Raw genomic sequence first — 16,803 nt, 5'->3', positions numbered from 1 at the left:
TTTATCATTCTATAAGAGAGGGGGATAAGAAGTGGAGAGCATCCATAATGAAAAACATTATTGGTTAGAAAGAGTAAGAGCATCTGACCCAGGGCGGAAGAGGCTACAAAAAGCAGGGAAAGCAACGCTTAGTCTGATATTTTCTGTTTTTACTATGCTCTTAATTTTACACCTTGTACGTTTCGGGCAAATAACGCCTGCGATTGTTGCTGGCATGGTCGGTTTGGTCAGCATTATGGTTGTAATGGATGAGACAACTCAAGAGAAAAAAGTAACCACACTTCTTATGTCATTCTTTGCAACATTGGGGATCACACTTGGTTCACTAGCATCTGTGAATCCATATTATGTAGGTGTCCTTATGGTCATCGTTATCTTTAGTGCATTTTTCTTTTCTCAATTCAGGGTAAGATATTTTTCGTTTGGCATGATTGGCTTCTTTACAGTCTATATATCTTCATTTTTAAAGCTGAATTTTGCAGATTTGCCATGGTTTTACTTAGGTATAGCTTTAGGAATTATGTATGCTTATTTGTTTAACTTCCTTGTTTTTAAAGACTCAGCAACGATTTTAAAACGTGGTATGCATTCTTTTCATATACAAGCGAACTTAACGTTTAATATGATGATTACCATTATCCAACAACCCAATATTAGCGAAAAAAGAAAGAATCGGTTAGAGAAAAATATTAAGATTCTCCGCGCTTATGCTCGTAATGTTTCAGAAGACTTAGACCAACAGGATGTCAAAGAAATTTGGCCCGGTCTTCAAGCTTCTCAGGTACGGTTGTATGTGTTTGATACTGCGATGCTAGTTGAGACGTTAGCAGATTCAATCAATAAGCTGAAAAATCAAGATGCACTAGAAACCCAAGAATTAAGAAGATTACTTTTGTGGATTGTTCGTTCTCTTAGAGATGTGGAGGTTTTAGCTACGGATTATGCCCCACAAAACTTAGAGGAAGCTGAAAAAGCTGTACAAGCTCTGCGGTTAGCACTTCATGAATTACTGGATAATAGAGAAGAACCACAGAAATGGCTTTATTTAATTCGTAGAATCGAGTCAATTGCAAACCATGTAATCGAAGGTGCTACGCGAATTCAAGATTCACTTCATAAATGGGATGGAGAAACAGAAGAGACTGACACTACAGAAGAGACCGAAGATGAGGAAGAATCTGAAAAAGATGGAATGAACCCTGCGACGAAAAAGGCTATTCAAGCTCTTGTTGCATGTTCATTGTCAATTGTATTAGGTTATATGATTTCACCTATTCAACCATATTGGATCGTGCTTACTTCGTTTATTGTTTTACTAGGAACAGAATCTGTTGGGCGAACGTATATAAAAGGGATGGAACGCTCGATAGGAACGGTAATTGGTGCAGTTTTCGGTTTTATGTTAGCTAATCTGGTATCTGGTAGAGCCATTTTGGAGGTTGTGTTATTATTTATTGTTGTATTTTTTGCCTTTTACCTATTAACCGTGTCATACACGTCAACTAGTCTATTTATTACAATGTTGATCGCTTTCTTGTATGATATTTTACTTGGTGGTATCTCTATCGAATTATTAGGTGCTCGTGTGATTGATACCATTGTAGGATCAGCACTCGCACTTGGAGCAGCAGCCTTCATCTTACCAACCAAGACGAAAGATAAAGTGTCAGAGGGCTTTTCATTATACTTAGAAGAGTTACAAAGTTATTTATTGAAATACGTGAAGCGTTTTCGAGAAGATACAGATGTTAAGGGCCTTTCCTCTCTAGCATTTTCTATGGATCAACAGCTTCAAACCATTAGGGTAGATGCACAATCTCTGGTTGAGAGACCTTCTTTTCTTCGTTATGCAAACTTGTCACGTTATATAACGGTTTTCACTGCAATTCATTATTATGCTCAGCATTTAGTGGCTTCGTCTTATCAGAAAAATTTTGAATCCGTTGATGAATTGGAAGATGTATTTATAAGTATGGAAGAAAAGTTACAGAACAATACGGCTACACTAAGTAAACTTATGCAAGGCGAAGAACGTAGTGGTATTGTTTATACGTTATTTGATGAACGAGAAAAGGTTGAGCGTGTTGCTCCAAATAGATGGACAGCGAAACGAGACCTCATTCATCACTTATATTACATTTGGAAAATCAATCAATCGATCGTAGTGTTAGCTGAAGGACTAGGAGCGGACGTCCAAGATGATAAAAACAAAGAAAGATCCAATCACGAGTAGTGAGAGGATCTTTCTTTTTGGATTTATGCCTGACGCGCTACTTGCTCTAAGTTTCCGTTTTTCTCCATACGGAACGCTTTAGCTGCATTTGATTGGTCTTCATCATCAAATACAATCATTTTACGAGCTCGGTCCATGATTTGCATCAGAACCTGGTAATCTTCTTGTACCATATTGTATTTTTGGTCCATTTGTTTAACTTGCTTCTGTAATTTTTCGTTTTCTTGTCGTAGAACATAATTTTCTTGTTCTAGTTGACTAAGTTTTGATTTTGATTGATTTGAAGCATTATATTGTTGCTTGAGTTGACGCATATATTTGATAACTTGCTCAAAAGAGACAGGCTCTTCTTCTTGATATGTGACTTGCTCTTGCTTTTCTTCCGTAGGTTGTTCCTGGATAACCTCTTGTTCATCTTGAGGCTCCCACTGTAGCTGAGGTTGCTGTTGGAAAACGGGAAGTTCAGTAGATTCTTGTTCCGTAGAAGCATTAGCAGTCAAAGCTGCAGGTACTTCTTTTGTCTTTTGTTGACCAGCCATAGCACGTTTCTTTTCTTTTCTCTGACGCTTAGCAATATCAATTGCTTGAATGTAACGATTACGCACTTCTGCATTCCATCTGAACCCACAAGCTGCTGAAGTTCGATTTAACTGATCCCCAACTTCATCAAACGCTTTTAATTGAGTACTTCCTTCGCGAATATGACGAAGCACCGTTTCCGCTAATAATAGATCATCCTCGTGTGACCATGCATCTTGTCTTACTTTTACCATAAATAACTCCACTCCTTTTTTCGTCAACCAAATGTCATTTAATAGAAAGTGTTCAAAAAAACATCGTATCTTAACGGTTGCTTAGGATTGAACACCCATCTACTAGAACTAGTTTGGTAATTTTATTTGTATTGTTGACGAAAAGAAGAGTTTTATACCTGAAACATATTATTTTTTTCTGTTTTGTATGGATTCAAAGACTTGACTTAACCCTTTTTCGAATTTTCCAGTCTTTTTAGGTGAATAGTAGATCGCATCTTTGATAGAATCTGGAAGGTATTGCTGATCCACCCAAGCACTCTCATAATTGTGAGGATATTTATAGTCAATCCCACGTCCGAGTTTTTCTGCACCTTTATAGTGAGAGTCTTTAAGATGTGCTGGGACATCTCCGCTTCTTCCCTGACGAATGTCATGGAGTGCCTCATCTAATGCTTTATAAGCTGAATTTGATTTAGGGGAAAGACAAAGTTCAACGATCGCATTGGCAAGTGGGATTCTGGCTTCTGGAAACCCTAAACGTTCAGCAGCTTCTACTGCATGAAGAGCTCTTGGACCAGCTTGAGGGTTTGCAAGACCAATATCTTCATAGGCAGTCACAATCATTCTTCTTGCGATACTATCTAAATCTCCTGCTTCTATAAGTCTTCCCAAATAATGAAGAGCGGCATTTACATCGCTACCTCGAATGGATTTTTGAAAAGCAGAAAGGACATCATAATGGGCGTCACCGTCTTTATCATGTGAGAAACTTTTCTTTTGCATACATTGTTCCGCTGCATCTAAATCAATAAGAATGACACCCTCATTGTTTTCAGGTGTAGAAAAAGCTGCTAGCTCCAATCCATTTAGAGCAGCACGTAAATCCCCATTTGAAGATAATGCAAAATGCTCCATGGCATCTTCTGTTACCTCAATATTGTACTGACCAAGTCCATTTTCCGTGTCTTCCATTGCACGATAGACCGCAGTTTTTACATCTTTTTGTTCTAAACGTTCTACTTCGAACAAATGACAACGACTTCGTATAGCTGGATTAATGGAATGATATGGGTTACTTGTGGTACAGCCAATTAAAGTGATTAGGTTGGATTCTACATGAGGGAGTAAAAAGTCTTGTTTCGCTTTATCAAGGCGGTGGACCTCGTCTAGGATTAGGACGAGTTGACCTGACATTTTGGCTTCCTCAACAACAATCTCCATATCTTTCTTTTTATCTACAACAGCGTTTAATGTTTTGAACCGTAATTGCAAGCTTTTGGCTAATGCCATGGCCATGGAAGTCTTTCCTGTTCCAGGTGGTCCAAAAAGAATCATAGAAGCTAACCGGTTTGCTTCAACCATTCTTCGGATCATTTTTCCTTCACCTACAAGATGGTCTTGACCAATAATGTCATCTATATGTTTTGGGCGCATTCGAAATGCAAGTGGTTGTTGGCTCATGTCGATCGCTCCTTTATGTGTACCAAAATGATTATAATAACCAAGTGCTCTCTTAGATGTCTAGCTCCAGCGCCCAGCAACGAATGGACTTGGGCCCACACGACGTGATTACATGAAATTTTAGCGAAGGAGTATTTCGACGTAGTGAAAATTTCTAGGTTAAAGTACCACGGCAACTAAGCTTCTGTCTGCGCCTATTGGCTTGCCAATCAGCAAGTTTAGTTAATCTCACTGCGGGCTCAGTACAGTCCCCTCGTTGCTAAACGGGCGCTTGCGCTTTTCTTTTGCTTCTTTTTACAATAAAGATCAAGGTGTTAAAATGCAAGAGACTTGCCATTCGTGCTATAATAGTAATGTTTGCTTAAGAACGAAATGGAAGCACTATTAACACCTAGAGTAGGAAAGGACAATGTTTATGGTCAAACAATCGAAAATGATAGGACAGGATGCCAAACGTATGAAGGATAGAGAGTTATTCATTCGTTGGTCGTTTTTTGTTATCGGTCTTATTATTTTAGCTCTAGGCATTTCACTAACGATTGAGGCTGATATGTTAGGTATAGGCCCATGGGATGTATTTCATGTAGGATTATACGAGCAATTTGGGTTAACGGTTGGTACATGGTCCATCATAGCTGGTATTACGATTGTTACGATAACCTCCATTTATCAACGATCATTGCCTCAAATTGGCACGATTTTAAATATGCTATTAATTGGTATTTTTATAGATGTGTTTTTATATATTCTCCCTGAACCTGAAGGGATCTTAATAAATATTATTATATTTGTTGTAGGTGTTACAGTTCTTGCCTATGGGATTGGAATTTACGTAGCACCTAACCTAGGAGCTGGTCCACGTGACAGCTTAATGCTTGTGATTCGAGATGTTACAGGTTGGAAAGTAAGCTGGGTACGCAATGGAATAGAAGTTATTGTTTTTCTATTAGGTTGGATGCTAGGTGGTCCAGTTGGGATTGGTACAGTTTTCATTGCTTTCTTTTTAGGAACAGTTGTTGGCTATTCATTACCCCAAATGCAACAATTGCTACACTATATGATTAAACGAGGTGAATTGAATGAAAATATCAACCAAGGGACGATACGGACTGACCATCATGATTGCTCTAGCGAAAAAGTACGGTGATGGTCCGATCTCATTAAAATCTATTGCCCGAGAAAACCAATTATCGGAGCACTATTTAGAGCAGCTCATTGCTCCACTTCGAAATGCTGGACTTGTAAAAAGTGTACGAGGAGCGTATGGTGGCTATATGTTAACACGTGACCCTGCACAGATCACTTCAGGGGATGTGATTCGTGTGTTAGAGGGTCCGATCAGTCCTGTTGAAGGAATAGAAGACGAAGAGCCTGCTAAACAAGCATTATGGATAAGAATCCGAGATGCAGTGAAAGATGTTTTAGATACAACAACGCTTTATGATTTAGCTCAACATCATGAAGATGATGAGCATGATGCTTACATGTTCTATATTTAGAAAGCAAAGTTTAATTCAATATGAAAAAGTGAGGGAGATCTCATGAAGTCCATTTATTTTGATCATGCGGCAACTACACCGATGAGGCAAGAAGTAATTGACGCAATGATCCCGGTTTTCCAGGACGTTTTTGGGAACCCATCTAGTGTGCATTCTTATGGAAGAAAAGCTAGAAAACTGCTAGATGATGCAAGAAAAACGGTTGCCCAAAGTATTCAGGCAAACGAAAAGGATATCACGTTTACAAGTGGTGGTACGGAAGCAGATAACCTGGCTCTGATTGGTGCTGCTCGAGCAAACCAACACCTAGGTAAGCATATCATCACAACTAAAATCGAACATCACGCAGTATTACATGCAGCTGAACAACTTGAAAAAGAGGGCTTCGAGGTAACGTACCTTTCTGTAAATGAATCAGGATCGGTTTCTGTAGAAGATTTGAAAGGTGAGATACGAGAAGATACGATTCTTGTATCCGTGATGTATGTAAATAACGAAACAGGCACTATTCAACCCGTTGCAGAAATAGGGGCATTATTAGAAGAACATCAAGCTTTACTGCATACTGATGCTGTACAGGCTTATGGGACGATTCCTATCGATGTCCATGCATTAAATGTTGATATGCTTACAGTTTCTTCTCATAAGATAAGCGGTCCTAAGGGAGTTGGAGCGTTGTATGCAAAAGAGAAAATCTCTTTAGATGCTCTGCAGCATGGAGGAGAACAAGAACGTAAAAGACGACCTGGTACAGAAAATACTGCTGCTGTACATGGTTTTGCAAAAGCGGTTGAACTGATGCAAGAAGATCAGAAAGAACGATTAACGTCATATAGACAATTTAAACAATTATTTGTACGAACTCTTAAAGAGAGTGGTATCGAATATAGTCAAAATGGTGGTCGTATTAATGTTCCTTCCATCATTAATATTAGTTTTCCAGGAACGAATGTTGAACAACTCTTAACGAATTTTGACTTATCTGGCGTTGCAGCTTCTAGTGGTTCTGCATGTACGGCAGGGTCTGTTGAACCATCACACGTTTTAAGTGCGATGTATGGTGAAGGTGATGAACGTACGGTGAATTCTGTTCGATTTAGTTTTGGTTTAGCGAATACTGGAGAAAATGTTCAAGAGGGAGCGCAAAAGGTCGCTCAAATCGTTGAACGCTTAACGAAGACAACCTAAGGCGGTGACAAACATGAAAGATCCAAAAGATACACGAGTTGTCATTGGAATGTCAGGTGGAGTTGATTCATCTGTCGCAGCCTTGCTATTGAAAGAGCAAGGGTATGATGTCGTTGGTATTTTCATGAAAAACTGGGACGACACTGATGAAAACGGCGTGTGTACAGCAACAGAAGATTACGATGATGTGGTACGAGTATGTAACCAATTAGACATCCCATATTATGCAGTGAATTTTGAAAAGCAATATTGGGACAAAGTGTTCACGTACTTTTTAAATGAATATAAAGCAGGACGTACACCAAATCCTGACGTTATGTGTAATAAAGAAATTAAATTTAAAGCATTTCTTGATCATGCGATGTCTCTAGGTGCGGATTACCTTGCAACAGGTCACTACGCGCAAGTTCGTCAAAATGGAGACCAATATGAAATGCTACGTGGTAAAGATAATAATAAGGACCAAACGTATTTCCTAAATCAGCTTTCACAAGATGTATTGTCTAAAGTGATGTTTCCGCTTGGTCATTTAGATAAGAGTCGTGTTCGTGAAATTGCTAAAGAAAATGATTTAGCAACAGCTACGAAAAAAGACTCAACAGGTATTTGCTTTATTGGAGAGCGTAACTTTAAAGAATTCTTGAGTGAGTATCTTCCTGCACAACCTGGAAATATGGAAACACTTGAAGGCGAAGTGAAAGGTAAACATGATGGTCTAATGTATTACACCTTAGGCCAACGTCAAGGTCTTGGTATAGGTGGACCAGGTGAGCCATGGTTCGTTGTAGGAAAGAATGTGACAGACAATATTTTATATGTCGACCAAGGTTATCATAATGATTACCTTTATTCAGATGGTCTTGAAGCGTCTGAGCTTAATTGGACATCAGGAGAAGCACCTACAGAACCATTCACTTGTACAGCTAAATTCCGTTATCGACAAGAGGATAGTTCTGTAACAGTGACGCCACTTGAGAATGGACGTGTCAAAGTAGATTTCCATGAACCTGAGCGTGCTATCACTCCTGGACAAGCTGTTGTATTTTATGACGGAGAAGTTTGTTTGGGCGGCGGTACGATTGATGGAATCGTTAAAAATAATGAGTATTTAACTTATGTAGGTTAAGATCCCTAACTCCATTGAGTTGGGGATTCTTTCAATTTACAATAAATCGTGGACAATAGTTACGAGGAGGAATCGATGATGGACGCATTAAATCAAGGAATTCAATACATGCAAGAACAAAAATATGAAGAAGCGGCACAATCTTTTACACAAGCTATTGAAGAAAATCCAGAAGATCCTTTGGGGTACGTGAATTTTGGTAATTTACTTTTACACATGAACGACTTAGAACGTGCAGAGCGCTTCTTTCAAAAAGCGATTGAAAAAGATCCAGAAACAGCTACAGCTCATTACGGTCTAGGTAATGTTTATTATGAGCAGCAAAAATATGAACAAGCTCAAGAACCTTTTCAACAAGCCATTAAGCAAGGGTTAGAAGAAAGTGATGCTTACTACATGCTTGGGTTGAGCTTTTTATATCAAGAGCAATTTAAATTAGCTATGCCTTACTTACAACGTGCAGCTGAATTATCTCCAGAAGATGCAGATGTTCACTTCCAGTACGGTCTTTGCCTAGCTCAAGTTGGTTTATTGGATGAGGCAACGCAAACTTTCCATCATGTGCTAGAATTAAATGACCAGCATAGTGATGCTCATTACAACTTAGGGGTTTCTCACCTCTTTAAAGAGGAGCCTTATAAGGCATTAGAGCATTTTGATAAAGCAATTGAAATTCAGTCTGATCACATGTTAGCCATGCATGCAAAAGGACAAGTAGAAGAAATGTTGAATTCTAATAAAGAGAATGAGTAATTTGTTCCAGGTTAGTTGATTTTGAACAAAGATATAAAGGGAGTTACGGATCATGGCAATGGAAGAGCAATTAGAAGGACAATTGGATACAGAACGTGGCTTTATCAAAGGTGAATCCGTTCGTATGATTTACCATAATGATGAAGAGCACTTTTCCATTGCACTTATTCGTATCGAGGAAACGAATGAGTCGATTGAAGATAGTGAAGTCGTGGTAAAAGGTCATTTTTCTCCTTTAGATAAAGGGGAAATGTACATTTTTTATGGAGATTTAAAGGATCACCCTAAATTTGGTGAGCAATACCAGGTTAATCATTATCAAAAGGATATCCCGACATCTAAAGAGGGGATTGTCCTATACTTATCTAGTGACTTATTTTATGGAATTGGAAAAACAACAGCTGAGCGGATTGTTGCAACGCTAGGCGACCGTGCTATCCAACATATATTACAAAATCCTTCTGTTCTCGATGATGTTCCATACTTAAAACGTGATAAAGCGGATCAACTTGTAGCAGACCTACGCAAACATCAAGGGTTTGAACATGTTGTTATTGCGTTATCGGAGTATGGGTTTGGGTTGCAAATGGCACAAAAGATATATGAGGCTTATCAAGATAAAGCATTAGAGGTTCTTCAGGACAATCCTTATCAGTTTGTTTTTGATATCGATGGATTTGGGTTTAAAAGGGCAGATGAAATCGCATCTAAACACCAAATAAGCATGGACCATCCCACTCGTATTCAGGCTGCTTGTCTTTATGCCATAAATCAGTGGGTCCAACAAGGTCATGTTTATGCGCCTTCTGAACGGTTTGCAGAAGAAGTATTAGCAGTTTTAAATGATGAAGAGGGTATGATATCCAATGATATTATTTCCCGAGAAATGAAACAGCTGGCTGATGAAGAGAAAGTCATATTGGAGAACGGCAATATTTACTTGCCATCTTTATACTATGCAGAATCAGGCTTTGTTCAACAGCTTCATCGAGTGATGTTAAATGAAGTAGAGGAAGAATATACCCAAGCAGAACTGATGAAAATTGTAGGTGAGATTGAAGACGAAGAAGATCTTAGTTATGGTAAAGAGCAATTTGAAGCTATAGAAAAAGCGCTCAATTCAAATATTATGATTTTGACAGGTGGTCCTGGTACTGGGAAAACTACCGTTATTAAAGGGATTATTACCGCCTACGCTAAAATGAATCGAAAGTCGTTAAAGCCTGCAGATTATGATCAAGATGAGCCCTACCCTTTCTTACTTACAGCTCCAACAGGTCGGGCAGCAAAACGCATGAATGAATCTACTGGTATCCCTGCGGTAACCATTCATAGGCTTTTAGGTTGGACTGGTGGTGAAGCCTTTGAACGAGACCACAACAATCCTCTGACGGGAAAAATACTTATTATTGATGAGTTTTCAATGGTAGATATATGGCTTGCTAATCAATTGTTTCGAGCTATCCCTGAAGGCATGCAAGTGCTCTTAGTAGGGGACGATGATCAGCTTCCTTCTGTAGGTCCAGGTCAAGTCTTATCGGATTTAATCTCTTCAGAGAAGATACCTGCAGTTCAGTTACAGGAAGTGTATCGCCAAAAAGAAGGCTCTAAGATTATTCAACTAGCCCATGATATGAAACGAGGGACTTGTGATCGTCAATCCTTAACGAAGGCGAATGACTTTAATTTCATTTCATGTCCAGAACCACAAGTTTTGCCCGTGATTGAAAAAGTGTACGCTAAAGCAATGGAGAAAGGGCATAACCTTAAAGATATTCAAATTTTAGCTCCTATGTATCGTTCCAAGATTGGGATCCATTCGCTAAATCATGATATTCAGCAATTGGCGAACCCACCTTCGAGACAAAAAAGAGAAATTCAGTTAAAGGATTTAACCTATCGAACTGGGGATAAAGTGATTCAGCTCATAAATCAGCCTGAATCTGGGGTTTATAATGGAGATATCGGTGAAATTGTAGCCATTTACAAAGAAGATGAAACACAGGAGCAGAAGGAAAAGCTGACCGTTTCATTTGAAGGGAAAGAGGTTGAATATCTAAAAAAAGATTTAACCCAAATCACCCATGCATACTGCACGTCGATCCACAAATCTCAAGGTAGTGAATTCCAGATTGTGATTTTACCTGTAGTTCGTGGGTTTTCTCGTATGCTTCGTCGAAACTTATTGTACACTGCTGTTACAAGAAGTAAGCAGTCGTTAATCATTTGTGGTGATGAAGAGGCATTTATACGTGGTGTGAATACGGTGGATACAAACCAGCGCTACACAACTCTCCAAGAAAGATTGCAGGAACTACTGGATCGACCTGAAGATGATGAACAGGATGATGAGGAAGAACTTTCCCCTTATGACTTTATGTAATGGACACATACTAATGGTGTTCACATCGTACATGTGAACCTACCATTGGGTGCCATCCTTTCACTCAAGGTGTATGAACTAGCAAAAATTTGGCAATAATGACATTCAAAAGCGATCGGAAATAAACCGATAAGGAGTGTCAGATGTATGCATTGCCCAAATTGTAAAAGAAAAGATATTGGAAAGATTGGAAACAACCAATATTATTGCTGGACATGTTTCATTGAACTCTCTGTTACAGAGGGGAAGGTACATGTACACCAGGTGGAAGAGGATGGTTCCCTGAGCTCTCTGGATGATCTGTTTGGAGAACATGAGCAAACAGCCCAATGGTAAATCCATTTATGGGTGGTGAAGCGGATGAATCGTACACTAACATCTCTTGCAGCAATTGGAGCAGGAGCTGCATTCCTTTCAAGAGGTAGAAGAAGAAGAGGACGTAGAGGATTCTCCGATTTGTTTTCTCAAAAATCGATGAAACGAATCCGTAAGAGAGTAAACAAAGCTTTTCGTTAAGTAATGGTTGTATATGCGCATGTGGTTCAGATTACTGAACTGCATGCGTTTTTTGTTTTTCATTTTATTCCGTTATATGGCAGTTATCTTGAATAACTGTTTTAGTGAGAGAGGAGGTTCCGTTGCTATTGTGGAGTGCGGTGGGCTTGGGAACGGGTTGCTTTCCCCGGACGAACGATCGAGCCTCCTCATCCGCTACGCTTCTTGCGGGGTCTCGCTCGCCCGTTTTTCCGGAGGAGTCAATTCGTTCCCAAGCCCACCTTAGCCGAATGGTGATTAACGGAACCGCAGCGATATGAGGAGGTAATGCTTACGGACATTCATTCCGCTAATTGCTGTAAATCACCTTAATAAAGAGCAATCTGTCACAAATAAGCTACCATATGTCCTTAACGAACCTCGAAATACCTTTAAGGTTAAAAATAAAGGAACAGATGTCCGTAAGGGTTAGAGCTCACACAACTAGGGTCCGTTAACCTCCATACAAGCAAGGGGTGAAGGAAACGGCGAACTCCAGTGGTAGAAAGGGCGGCCGAGACCCCGCAGGGAACGAAGTGAGTGAGGAGGCTCGGACGGTCTTCCACAGGAGTATCGCCGTTTCAATGAACCCCTTACTCTCGCGAAAGCAACGGACTTCTTTTACTTTATCTCGAAACCAAGTCTTCCAGATAAGGGGGGTTAATTGAACAAGTAGCTTCCTCTCCACAATAAGATTTAACACCTCTTTCACATAAATAAAGCGATTCTGTTCAAAATAAAAACAAAATCCACCAGAAGAGGGCGGAGTGATTTTGAACAACCTAGAGACAACGAAGCGTTGGATATATCGGGGTGTCCTTGTTCTCCTGGTATTATTGATTATATTTTTACTCATGAAGTTATTTCCGTTTTATCGCTCATTTCTTCGAATCTTATTTCAATTAATGATCCCGTTTGTCATAGCACTATTTATAGCGTACCTATTACACCCAGTTGTTGAAGCGTTACATGAGAAACATGTTCCACGATGGGCAGCTATCTTAATTATTTATATTTTATTTTTTGGAGGAGTAGGTTATGGGCTGTATCGTGCTTACCCAGTCTTCTTAAGCCAACTCAAAGACTTCAGTGAAAACTTGCCAGGTTTTGTGGATACGTATCGAGAGTGGATATATAGTTTATATGAACGCACATCCTTCTTGCCTGAGCGTGTACATGATCGCATGGATCACATTCTAGAAAACGTGGAAAAGTTAGGGGAAGATTTTATAACTTCTCTTGGTACAAGACTTACAGGATTATTTGATATTTTTATTATTGTTGCAGTAATCCCTGTACTCGTTTTCTATATGTTAAAAGATTTCCCTGTTATGAAAAATGTTCTCTGGAATCTTACGCCTTCTAAGTATCGAAAGGAAGGAAAAGAGGTCTTAACTGAAATAGATGAAAGTTTAGGTGGATACATACGTGGGCAGTTACTTGTCTGCCTCTTTGTTGGTGTGATTTCGATGCTTCTCCTTTGGGTAATCGGTATGAAATATCCATTGCTTTTAGGTGGAATCATGGGAGTTACAAATATTATTCCTTATTTTGGTCCGATCATTGGAGCAGTGCCTGCTGTGATATTAGCTTTTACCATGTCGACCAAAATGGTGCTATTTGTGATTATAACAGTATTTGTGGTACAGCTGATCGAAAGTAATCTATTATCACCTTTCATCGTTGGTAAGAGCCTGCATATCCATCCGATTTTAATTATTTTTGCATTACTATTGGGGGGAGAAATTGCAGGGGTGATTGGTATGATAATTGCTGTTCCGGTATTAACGATTGCTCGTGTATTGATTCATCATATCAAACCATTACAACGAGAGCGTTGACATTTGGTGTGGAGTTGACTATAATTTTGGCATATCCTAACGCTTTTAAACGAATACGGTAATACAAAGAAGGATCGAGTATGTGACAGACCATCTGTACAGAGAGGAATTCTCGAAGGCTGGAAAGAATTCTAGGTGAAGGGTCACAGAACGCTAGTCCGGAGTGCGTTTTTAAAACATCGCCGGGGTTCGCACCGTTATAGCGAAACGAAGAGAACTCTCTTCATGAAGTGATGAACTTTTATTTTAAGGTTCATAATCAGGGTGGTACCGCGGATTCCAACTCTCGTCCCTGCAGATAATGCAGGACGGGAGTTTTTTTAATGGTCAATTTTAATTACTTACTATTTTCTAAATATAGGAGGATCAATCATGAAATCACTTAACTCAGCGCAAGTACGACAAATGTTTCTCGATTTCTTTAAAGAAAAAGGACACAGTGTAGAGCCTAGTGCCTCACTCGTTCCTCATGAGGACCCAACACTTCTTTGGATTAACAGTGGTGTAGCAACACTGAAAAAGTATTTTGACGGTCGTGTGATTCCAGATAATCCAAGAATCGTTAATGCTCAAAAATCGATCCGTACCAATGACATTGAAAACGTTGGAAAGACAGCACGTCACCATACGTTTTTCGAAATGCTAGGAAACTTCTCCATTGGTGATTACTTCAAAGAAGAATCCATTAAATGGGGTTGGGAATTCTTAACAAGCTCGGACTGGTTAGACTTAGATGAAGAGCGTTTAAGCGTAACGGTACACCCAGAAGATGATGAAGCACTGAAAATCTGGCGTGATCAGGTAGGCGTTCCGGAAGAGCGTATTATTCGTTTAGAAGAGAACTTCTGGGACATTGGTGAAGGACCAAGTGGCCCGAATACTGAGATCTTCTATGATCGTGGTGAGTCTTATGGTAACGATTTGAATGACCCGGAGCTTTATCCTGGTGGAGAGAATGAACGTTATTTAGAAATCTGGAACCTAGTATTTTCACAATTCAACCACAACCCAGATGACACTTATACACCATTACCGAAGAAGAACATCGATACGGGAATGGGCTTAGAGCGTATTCTTTCTGTTATGCAAGATACACCAACAAACTTTGAAACAGATCTATTTATGCCTATAATCAAGCGCACAGAACAGCTTGCTGATACAGAATATAATGCTTCTGAAGAAAAAGACGTTGCATTTAAAGTAATTGCTGATCACATGCGTACTGTTTCTTTCGCAATTGGTGATGGAGCACTACCATCCAACGAAGGTCGTGGATATGTTCTACGTCGTTTATTAAGAAGAGCTGTCCGTTTTGCGAAACAGATTGGCATTCATGAGCCATTTATGTATAAGCTCGTGCCAGATGTTGCGGATATTATGGAAGATTTCTATCCAGAAGTTCAAAAGAAACAAGATTTCATTCAAAATGTTATTAAAACAGAAGAAGAACGTTTCCACGAAACATTAAATGATGGGTTAGACATTTTAACGAAAATCATTAAAGAAGAATCAGAGAAAGGAAAAAACGTATTCCCAGGTACTGAAGTATTCCGTTTGTATGACACTTATGGATTTCCGAAAGAACTTACAGAAGAGTATGTTCATGAAGCAGGATTCACATTAGATGAGGAAGGGTTCCAACAAGAAATGGAACGTCAACGTGAGCGCGCACGTAATGCTCGTCAGAAAGTGGATTCTATGCAGATTCAATCAGGCGTCTTAGGTGAAGTAACTGCTCATAGTGAGTTTGTGGGTTATGAAGACCTTGAAACATACACAAACATCGTTGAACTTATAAAAAACAAAGATTTTGCAAGTGAAGCGAGTGAAGGCGACGAAGTGTACTTGTTCTTAGAGAAAACACCTTTCTATGCAGAAAGTGGAGGACAAGTTGGAGACAAAGGTTGGATTCAAACGGAGGAAGCAACGCTAGAAGTACTTGATGTTCAGAGCGCTCCGAATGGTCAAAACTTACACCATGCAATGGTACAAGAAGGAACCATTCGTAAAGGGGAGCAAGTTAAAGCACGAGTTGAACGTGGTTCACGATCACACATTGTGAAAAACCACACGGCAACGCACCTATTACATCAAGCTTTAAAGGACGTATTAGGCGATCATGTTAACCAGGCAGGTTCTTTAGTAACTGCAGATCGCTTACGGTTTGACTTCTCTCATTTTGGTTCTGTATCAAATGAAGAGCTGCAGCAAATTGAACAAGTCGTTAACGAAAAAGTTTGGAATTCAATCCCTGTCGCTATAGACTACCATTCCTTAGAGGAAGCGAAAAACATGGGTGCAATGGCTCTGTTTGGTGAAAAGTATGGAGATGAAGTACGCGTTGTGAAAATGGGTGACTATTCAATTGAGCTATGTGGAGGTTGTCACGTAACCAACACAGCTGAAGTTGGTCTATTTAAGATTATTTCAGAATCAGGCATTGGAGCTGGAACACGACGCATTGAAGCTGTAACAGCAAAAGGCGCATACGAGTATATGAGTGGGAAGCAAGCTTTATTAAATGAAGCAGCCAGCCTGCTGAAAACAAAGCCTGAAGGTGTACCTGAGCGAATTGAAGGATTATTCCAAGAGATGAGAGACCTACAACGTGAAAAGGAATCTCTATCCACGAAGTTGTCCAATTTAGAAGCATCTTCTATCCTTGACCAGGTTGAAGAAGTCGAAGGGGTACCATTATTAGCTAAAAAAGTAGATGTATCTGATATGAACGCACTACGAAATATGGTTGATGAATTAAAACAAAAAGTTTCTTCAGGGATTATCCTCTTGGCTTCTGTTAACAATGGTAAAGTACAGCTTGCTGCTGGAGTTTCTAAAGACTTAATGGACCAAGGCTACCATGCAGGAAACTTAATTAAAGAAGTTGCTACTCGTTGTGGTGGCGGCGGTGGAGGCCGTCCAGACATGGCTCAAGCTGGCGGCAAAAATCCTGAACAAGTAGACGAAGCACTAGAATATGCAAAAACTTATGTGCAATCCGTTTCTTCTCAAGGCTAAAAAGGTATATAA

The 16,803-nt window shown here is 39.5% G+C and carries 13 protein-coding genes; 11 read left to right on the top strand and 2 right to left on the bottom strand.

The window, feature by feature from the left end:
- Window positions 1–31 precede the first annotated feature (31 nt).
- Window positions 32–2,233, top strand: coding sequence for an FUSC family protein (locus GS400_RS14165; RefSeq protein ID WP_160102827.1), 2,202 nt, complete (start codon window positions 32–34; stop codon window positions 2,231–2,233).
- A 23-nt stretch (window positions 2,234–2,256) separates the two neighbouring features.
- On the opposite strand, the gene GS400_RS14160 is transcribed toward GS400_RS14165, so the two are convergent.
- Both GS400_RS14160 and GS400_RS14155 read right to left on the bottom strand, forming a co-directional pair.
- A complete protein-coding gene (locus GS400_RS14160; protein WP_160102825.1) occupies window positions 2,257–3,006 on the bottom strand; it encodes an RsfA family transcriptional regulator in 750 nt (249 codons plus the stop codon).
- A 168-nt stretch (window positions 3,007–3,174) separates the two neighbouring features.
- A complete protein-coding gene (locus GS400_RS14155; protein WP_160102823.1) occupies window positions 3,175–4,449 on the bottom strand; it encodes a replication-associated recombination protein A in 1,275 nt (424 codons plus the stop codon).
- Window positions 4,450–4,858: 409 nt separating this feature from the next.
- On the opposite strand from GS400_RS14155, the gene GS400_RS14150 reads away from it, so the two are divergent.
- The 10 genes from GS400_RS14150 to alaS all read left to right on the top strand — a co-directional run bounded on the left by GS400_RS14150 (window position 4,859) and on the right by alaS (window position 16,791).
- Window positions 4,859–5,596: a YczE/YyaS/YitT family protein gene (locus GS400_RS14150; protein ID WP_370519697.1), complete on the top strand. Its 738-nt coding sequence runs from the start codon at window positions 4,859–4,861 to the stop codon at window positions 5,594–5,596.
- Window positions 5,529–5,948 (top strand): cysteine metabolism transcriptional regulator CymR, encoded by a 420-nt coding sequence (cymR, locus tag GS400_RS14145; RefSeq protein WP_160102821.1) that lies wholly within the window; start codon window positions 5,529–5,531, stop codon window positions 5,946–5,948. Before GS400_RS14150 ends, cymR begins: the two co-directional genes overlap by 68 nt.
- 42 nt (window positions 5,949–5,990) lie before the next feature.
- A complete protein-coding gene (locus tag GS400_RS14140; protein ID WP_160102819.1) occupies window positions 5,991–7,136 on the top strand; it encodes a cysteine desulfurase family protein in 1,146 nt (381 codons plus the stop codon).
- A gap of 13 nt (window positions 7,137–7,149) precedes the next feature.
- Entirely contained in the window at window positions 7,150–8,262 is a 1,113-nt protein-coding gene (mnmA, locus tag GS400_RS14135) for a tRNA 2-thiouridine(34) synthase MnmA (protein WP_160102817.1), read from the top strand.
- 78 nt (window positions 8,263–8,340) lie between these two features.
- The gene (locus GS400_RS14130; protein WP_160102815.1) at window positions 8,341–9,015 is read left to right on the top strand and encodes a tetratricopeptide repeat protein; all 675 of its coding nucleotides are present in this window, start codon (window positions 8,341–8,343) and stop codon (window positions 9,013–9,015) included.
- Between the two features lie 52 nt (window positions 9,016–9,067).
- Window positions 9,068–11,398 (top strand): SF1B family DNA helicase RecD2, encoded by a 2,331-nt coding sequence (locus GS400_RS14125; RefSeq protein WP_160102813.1) that lies wholly within the window; start codon window positions 9,068–9,070, stop codon window positions 11,396–11,398.
- Window positions 11,399–11,545: 147 nt separating this feature from the next.
- Window positions 11,546–11,734, top strand: a complete 189-nt coding sequence (locus GS400_RS14120) for a hypothetical protein (protein ID WP_160102811.1) — start codon at window positions 11,546–11,548, stop codon at window positions 11,732–11,734.
- Window positions 11,735–11,758: 24 nt separating this feature from the next.
- Window positions 11,759–11,914 (top strand): YrzQ family protein, encoded by a 156-nt coding sequence (locus GS400_RS14115; RefSeq protein WP_160102809.1) that lies wholly within the window; start codon window positions 11,759–11,761, stop codon window positions 11,912–11,914.
- An 854-nt stretch (window positions 11,915–12,768) separates the two neighbouring features.
- Entirely contained in the window at window positions 12,769–13,773 is a 1,005-nt protein-coding gene (locus tag GS400_RS14110; RefSeq protein WP_236560954.1) for an AI-2E family transporter, read from the top strand.
- 372 nt (window positions 13,774–14,145) lie between these two features.
- Complete coding sequence (gene alaS / locus GS400_RS14105) at window positions 14,146–16,791, top strand: alanine--tRNA ligase (protein WP_160102808.1); 2,646 nt, start codon at window positions 14,146–14,148, stop codon at window positions 16,789–16,791.
- Window positions 16,792–16,803 lie beyond the last annotated feature (12 nt).

Origin of the sequence: Pontibacillus sp. HMF3514 (genome assembly GCF_009858175.1) — a bacterium.
Taxonomy (GTDB): Bacteria; Bacillota; Bacilli; order Bacillales; family BH030062; genus Pontibacillus.
Note: the sequence above shows the minus strand (reverse complement) of the source record. Positions and strands in the feature narration are given on the sequence as shown.

Bases quoted from the DNA above. Each gene is read 5' to 3' on its own strand.
- GS400_RS14115 (WP_160102809.1), top strand. From the start codon at position 11,759: ATGAATCGTACACTAACATCTCTTGCAGCAATTGGAGCAGGAGCTGCA.
- alaS (WP_160102808.1), top strand. From the start codon at position 14,146: ATGAAATCACTTAACTCAGCGCAAGTACGACAAATGTTTCTCGATTTC.
- GS400_RS14160 (WP_160102825.1), bottom strand. From the start codon at position 3,006: ATGGTAAAAGTAAGACAAGATGCATGGTCACACGAGGATGATCTATTA.
- GS400_RS14140 (WP_160102819.1), top strand. From the start codon at position 5,991: ATGAAGTCCATTTATTTTGATCATGCGGCAACTACACCGATGAGGCAA.
- GS400_RS14125 (WP_160102813.1), top strand. From the start codon at position 9,068: ATGGCAATGGAAGAGCAATTAGAAGGACAATTGGATACAGAACGTGGC.
- GS400_RS14120 (WP_160102811.1), top strand. From the start codon at position 11,546: ATGCATTGCCCAAATTGTAAAAGAAAAGATATTGGAAAGATTGGAAAC.
- mnmA (WP_160102817.1), top strand. From the start codon at position 7,150: ATGAAAGATCCAAAAGATACACGAGTTGTCATTGGAATGTCAGGTGGA.
- cymR (WP_160102821.1), top strand. From the start codon at position 5,529: ATGAAAATATCAACCAAGGGACGATACGGACTGACCATCATGATTGCT.
- GS400_RS14150 (WP_370519697.1), top strand. From the start codon at position 4,859: ATGTTTATGGTCAAACAATCGAAAATGATAGGACAGGATGCCAAACGT.
- GS400_RS14155 (WP_160102823.1), bottom strand. From the start codon at position 4,449: ATGAGCCAACAACCACTTGCATTTCGAATGCGCCCAAAACATATAGAT.
- GS400_RS14130 (WP_160102815.1), top strand. From the start codon at position 8,341: ATGGACGCATTAAATCAAGGAATTCAATACATGCAAGAACAAAAATAT.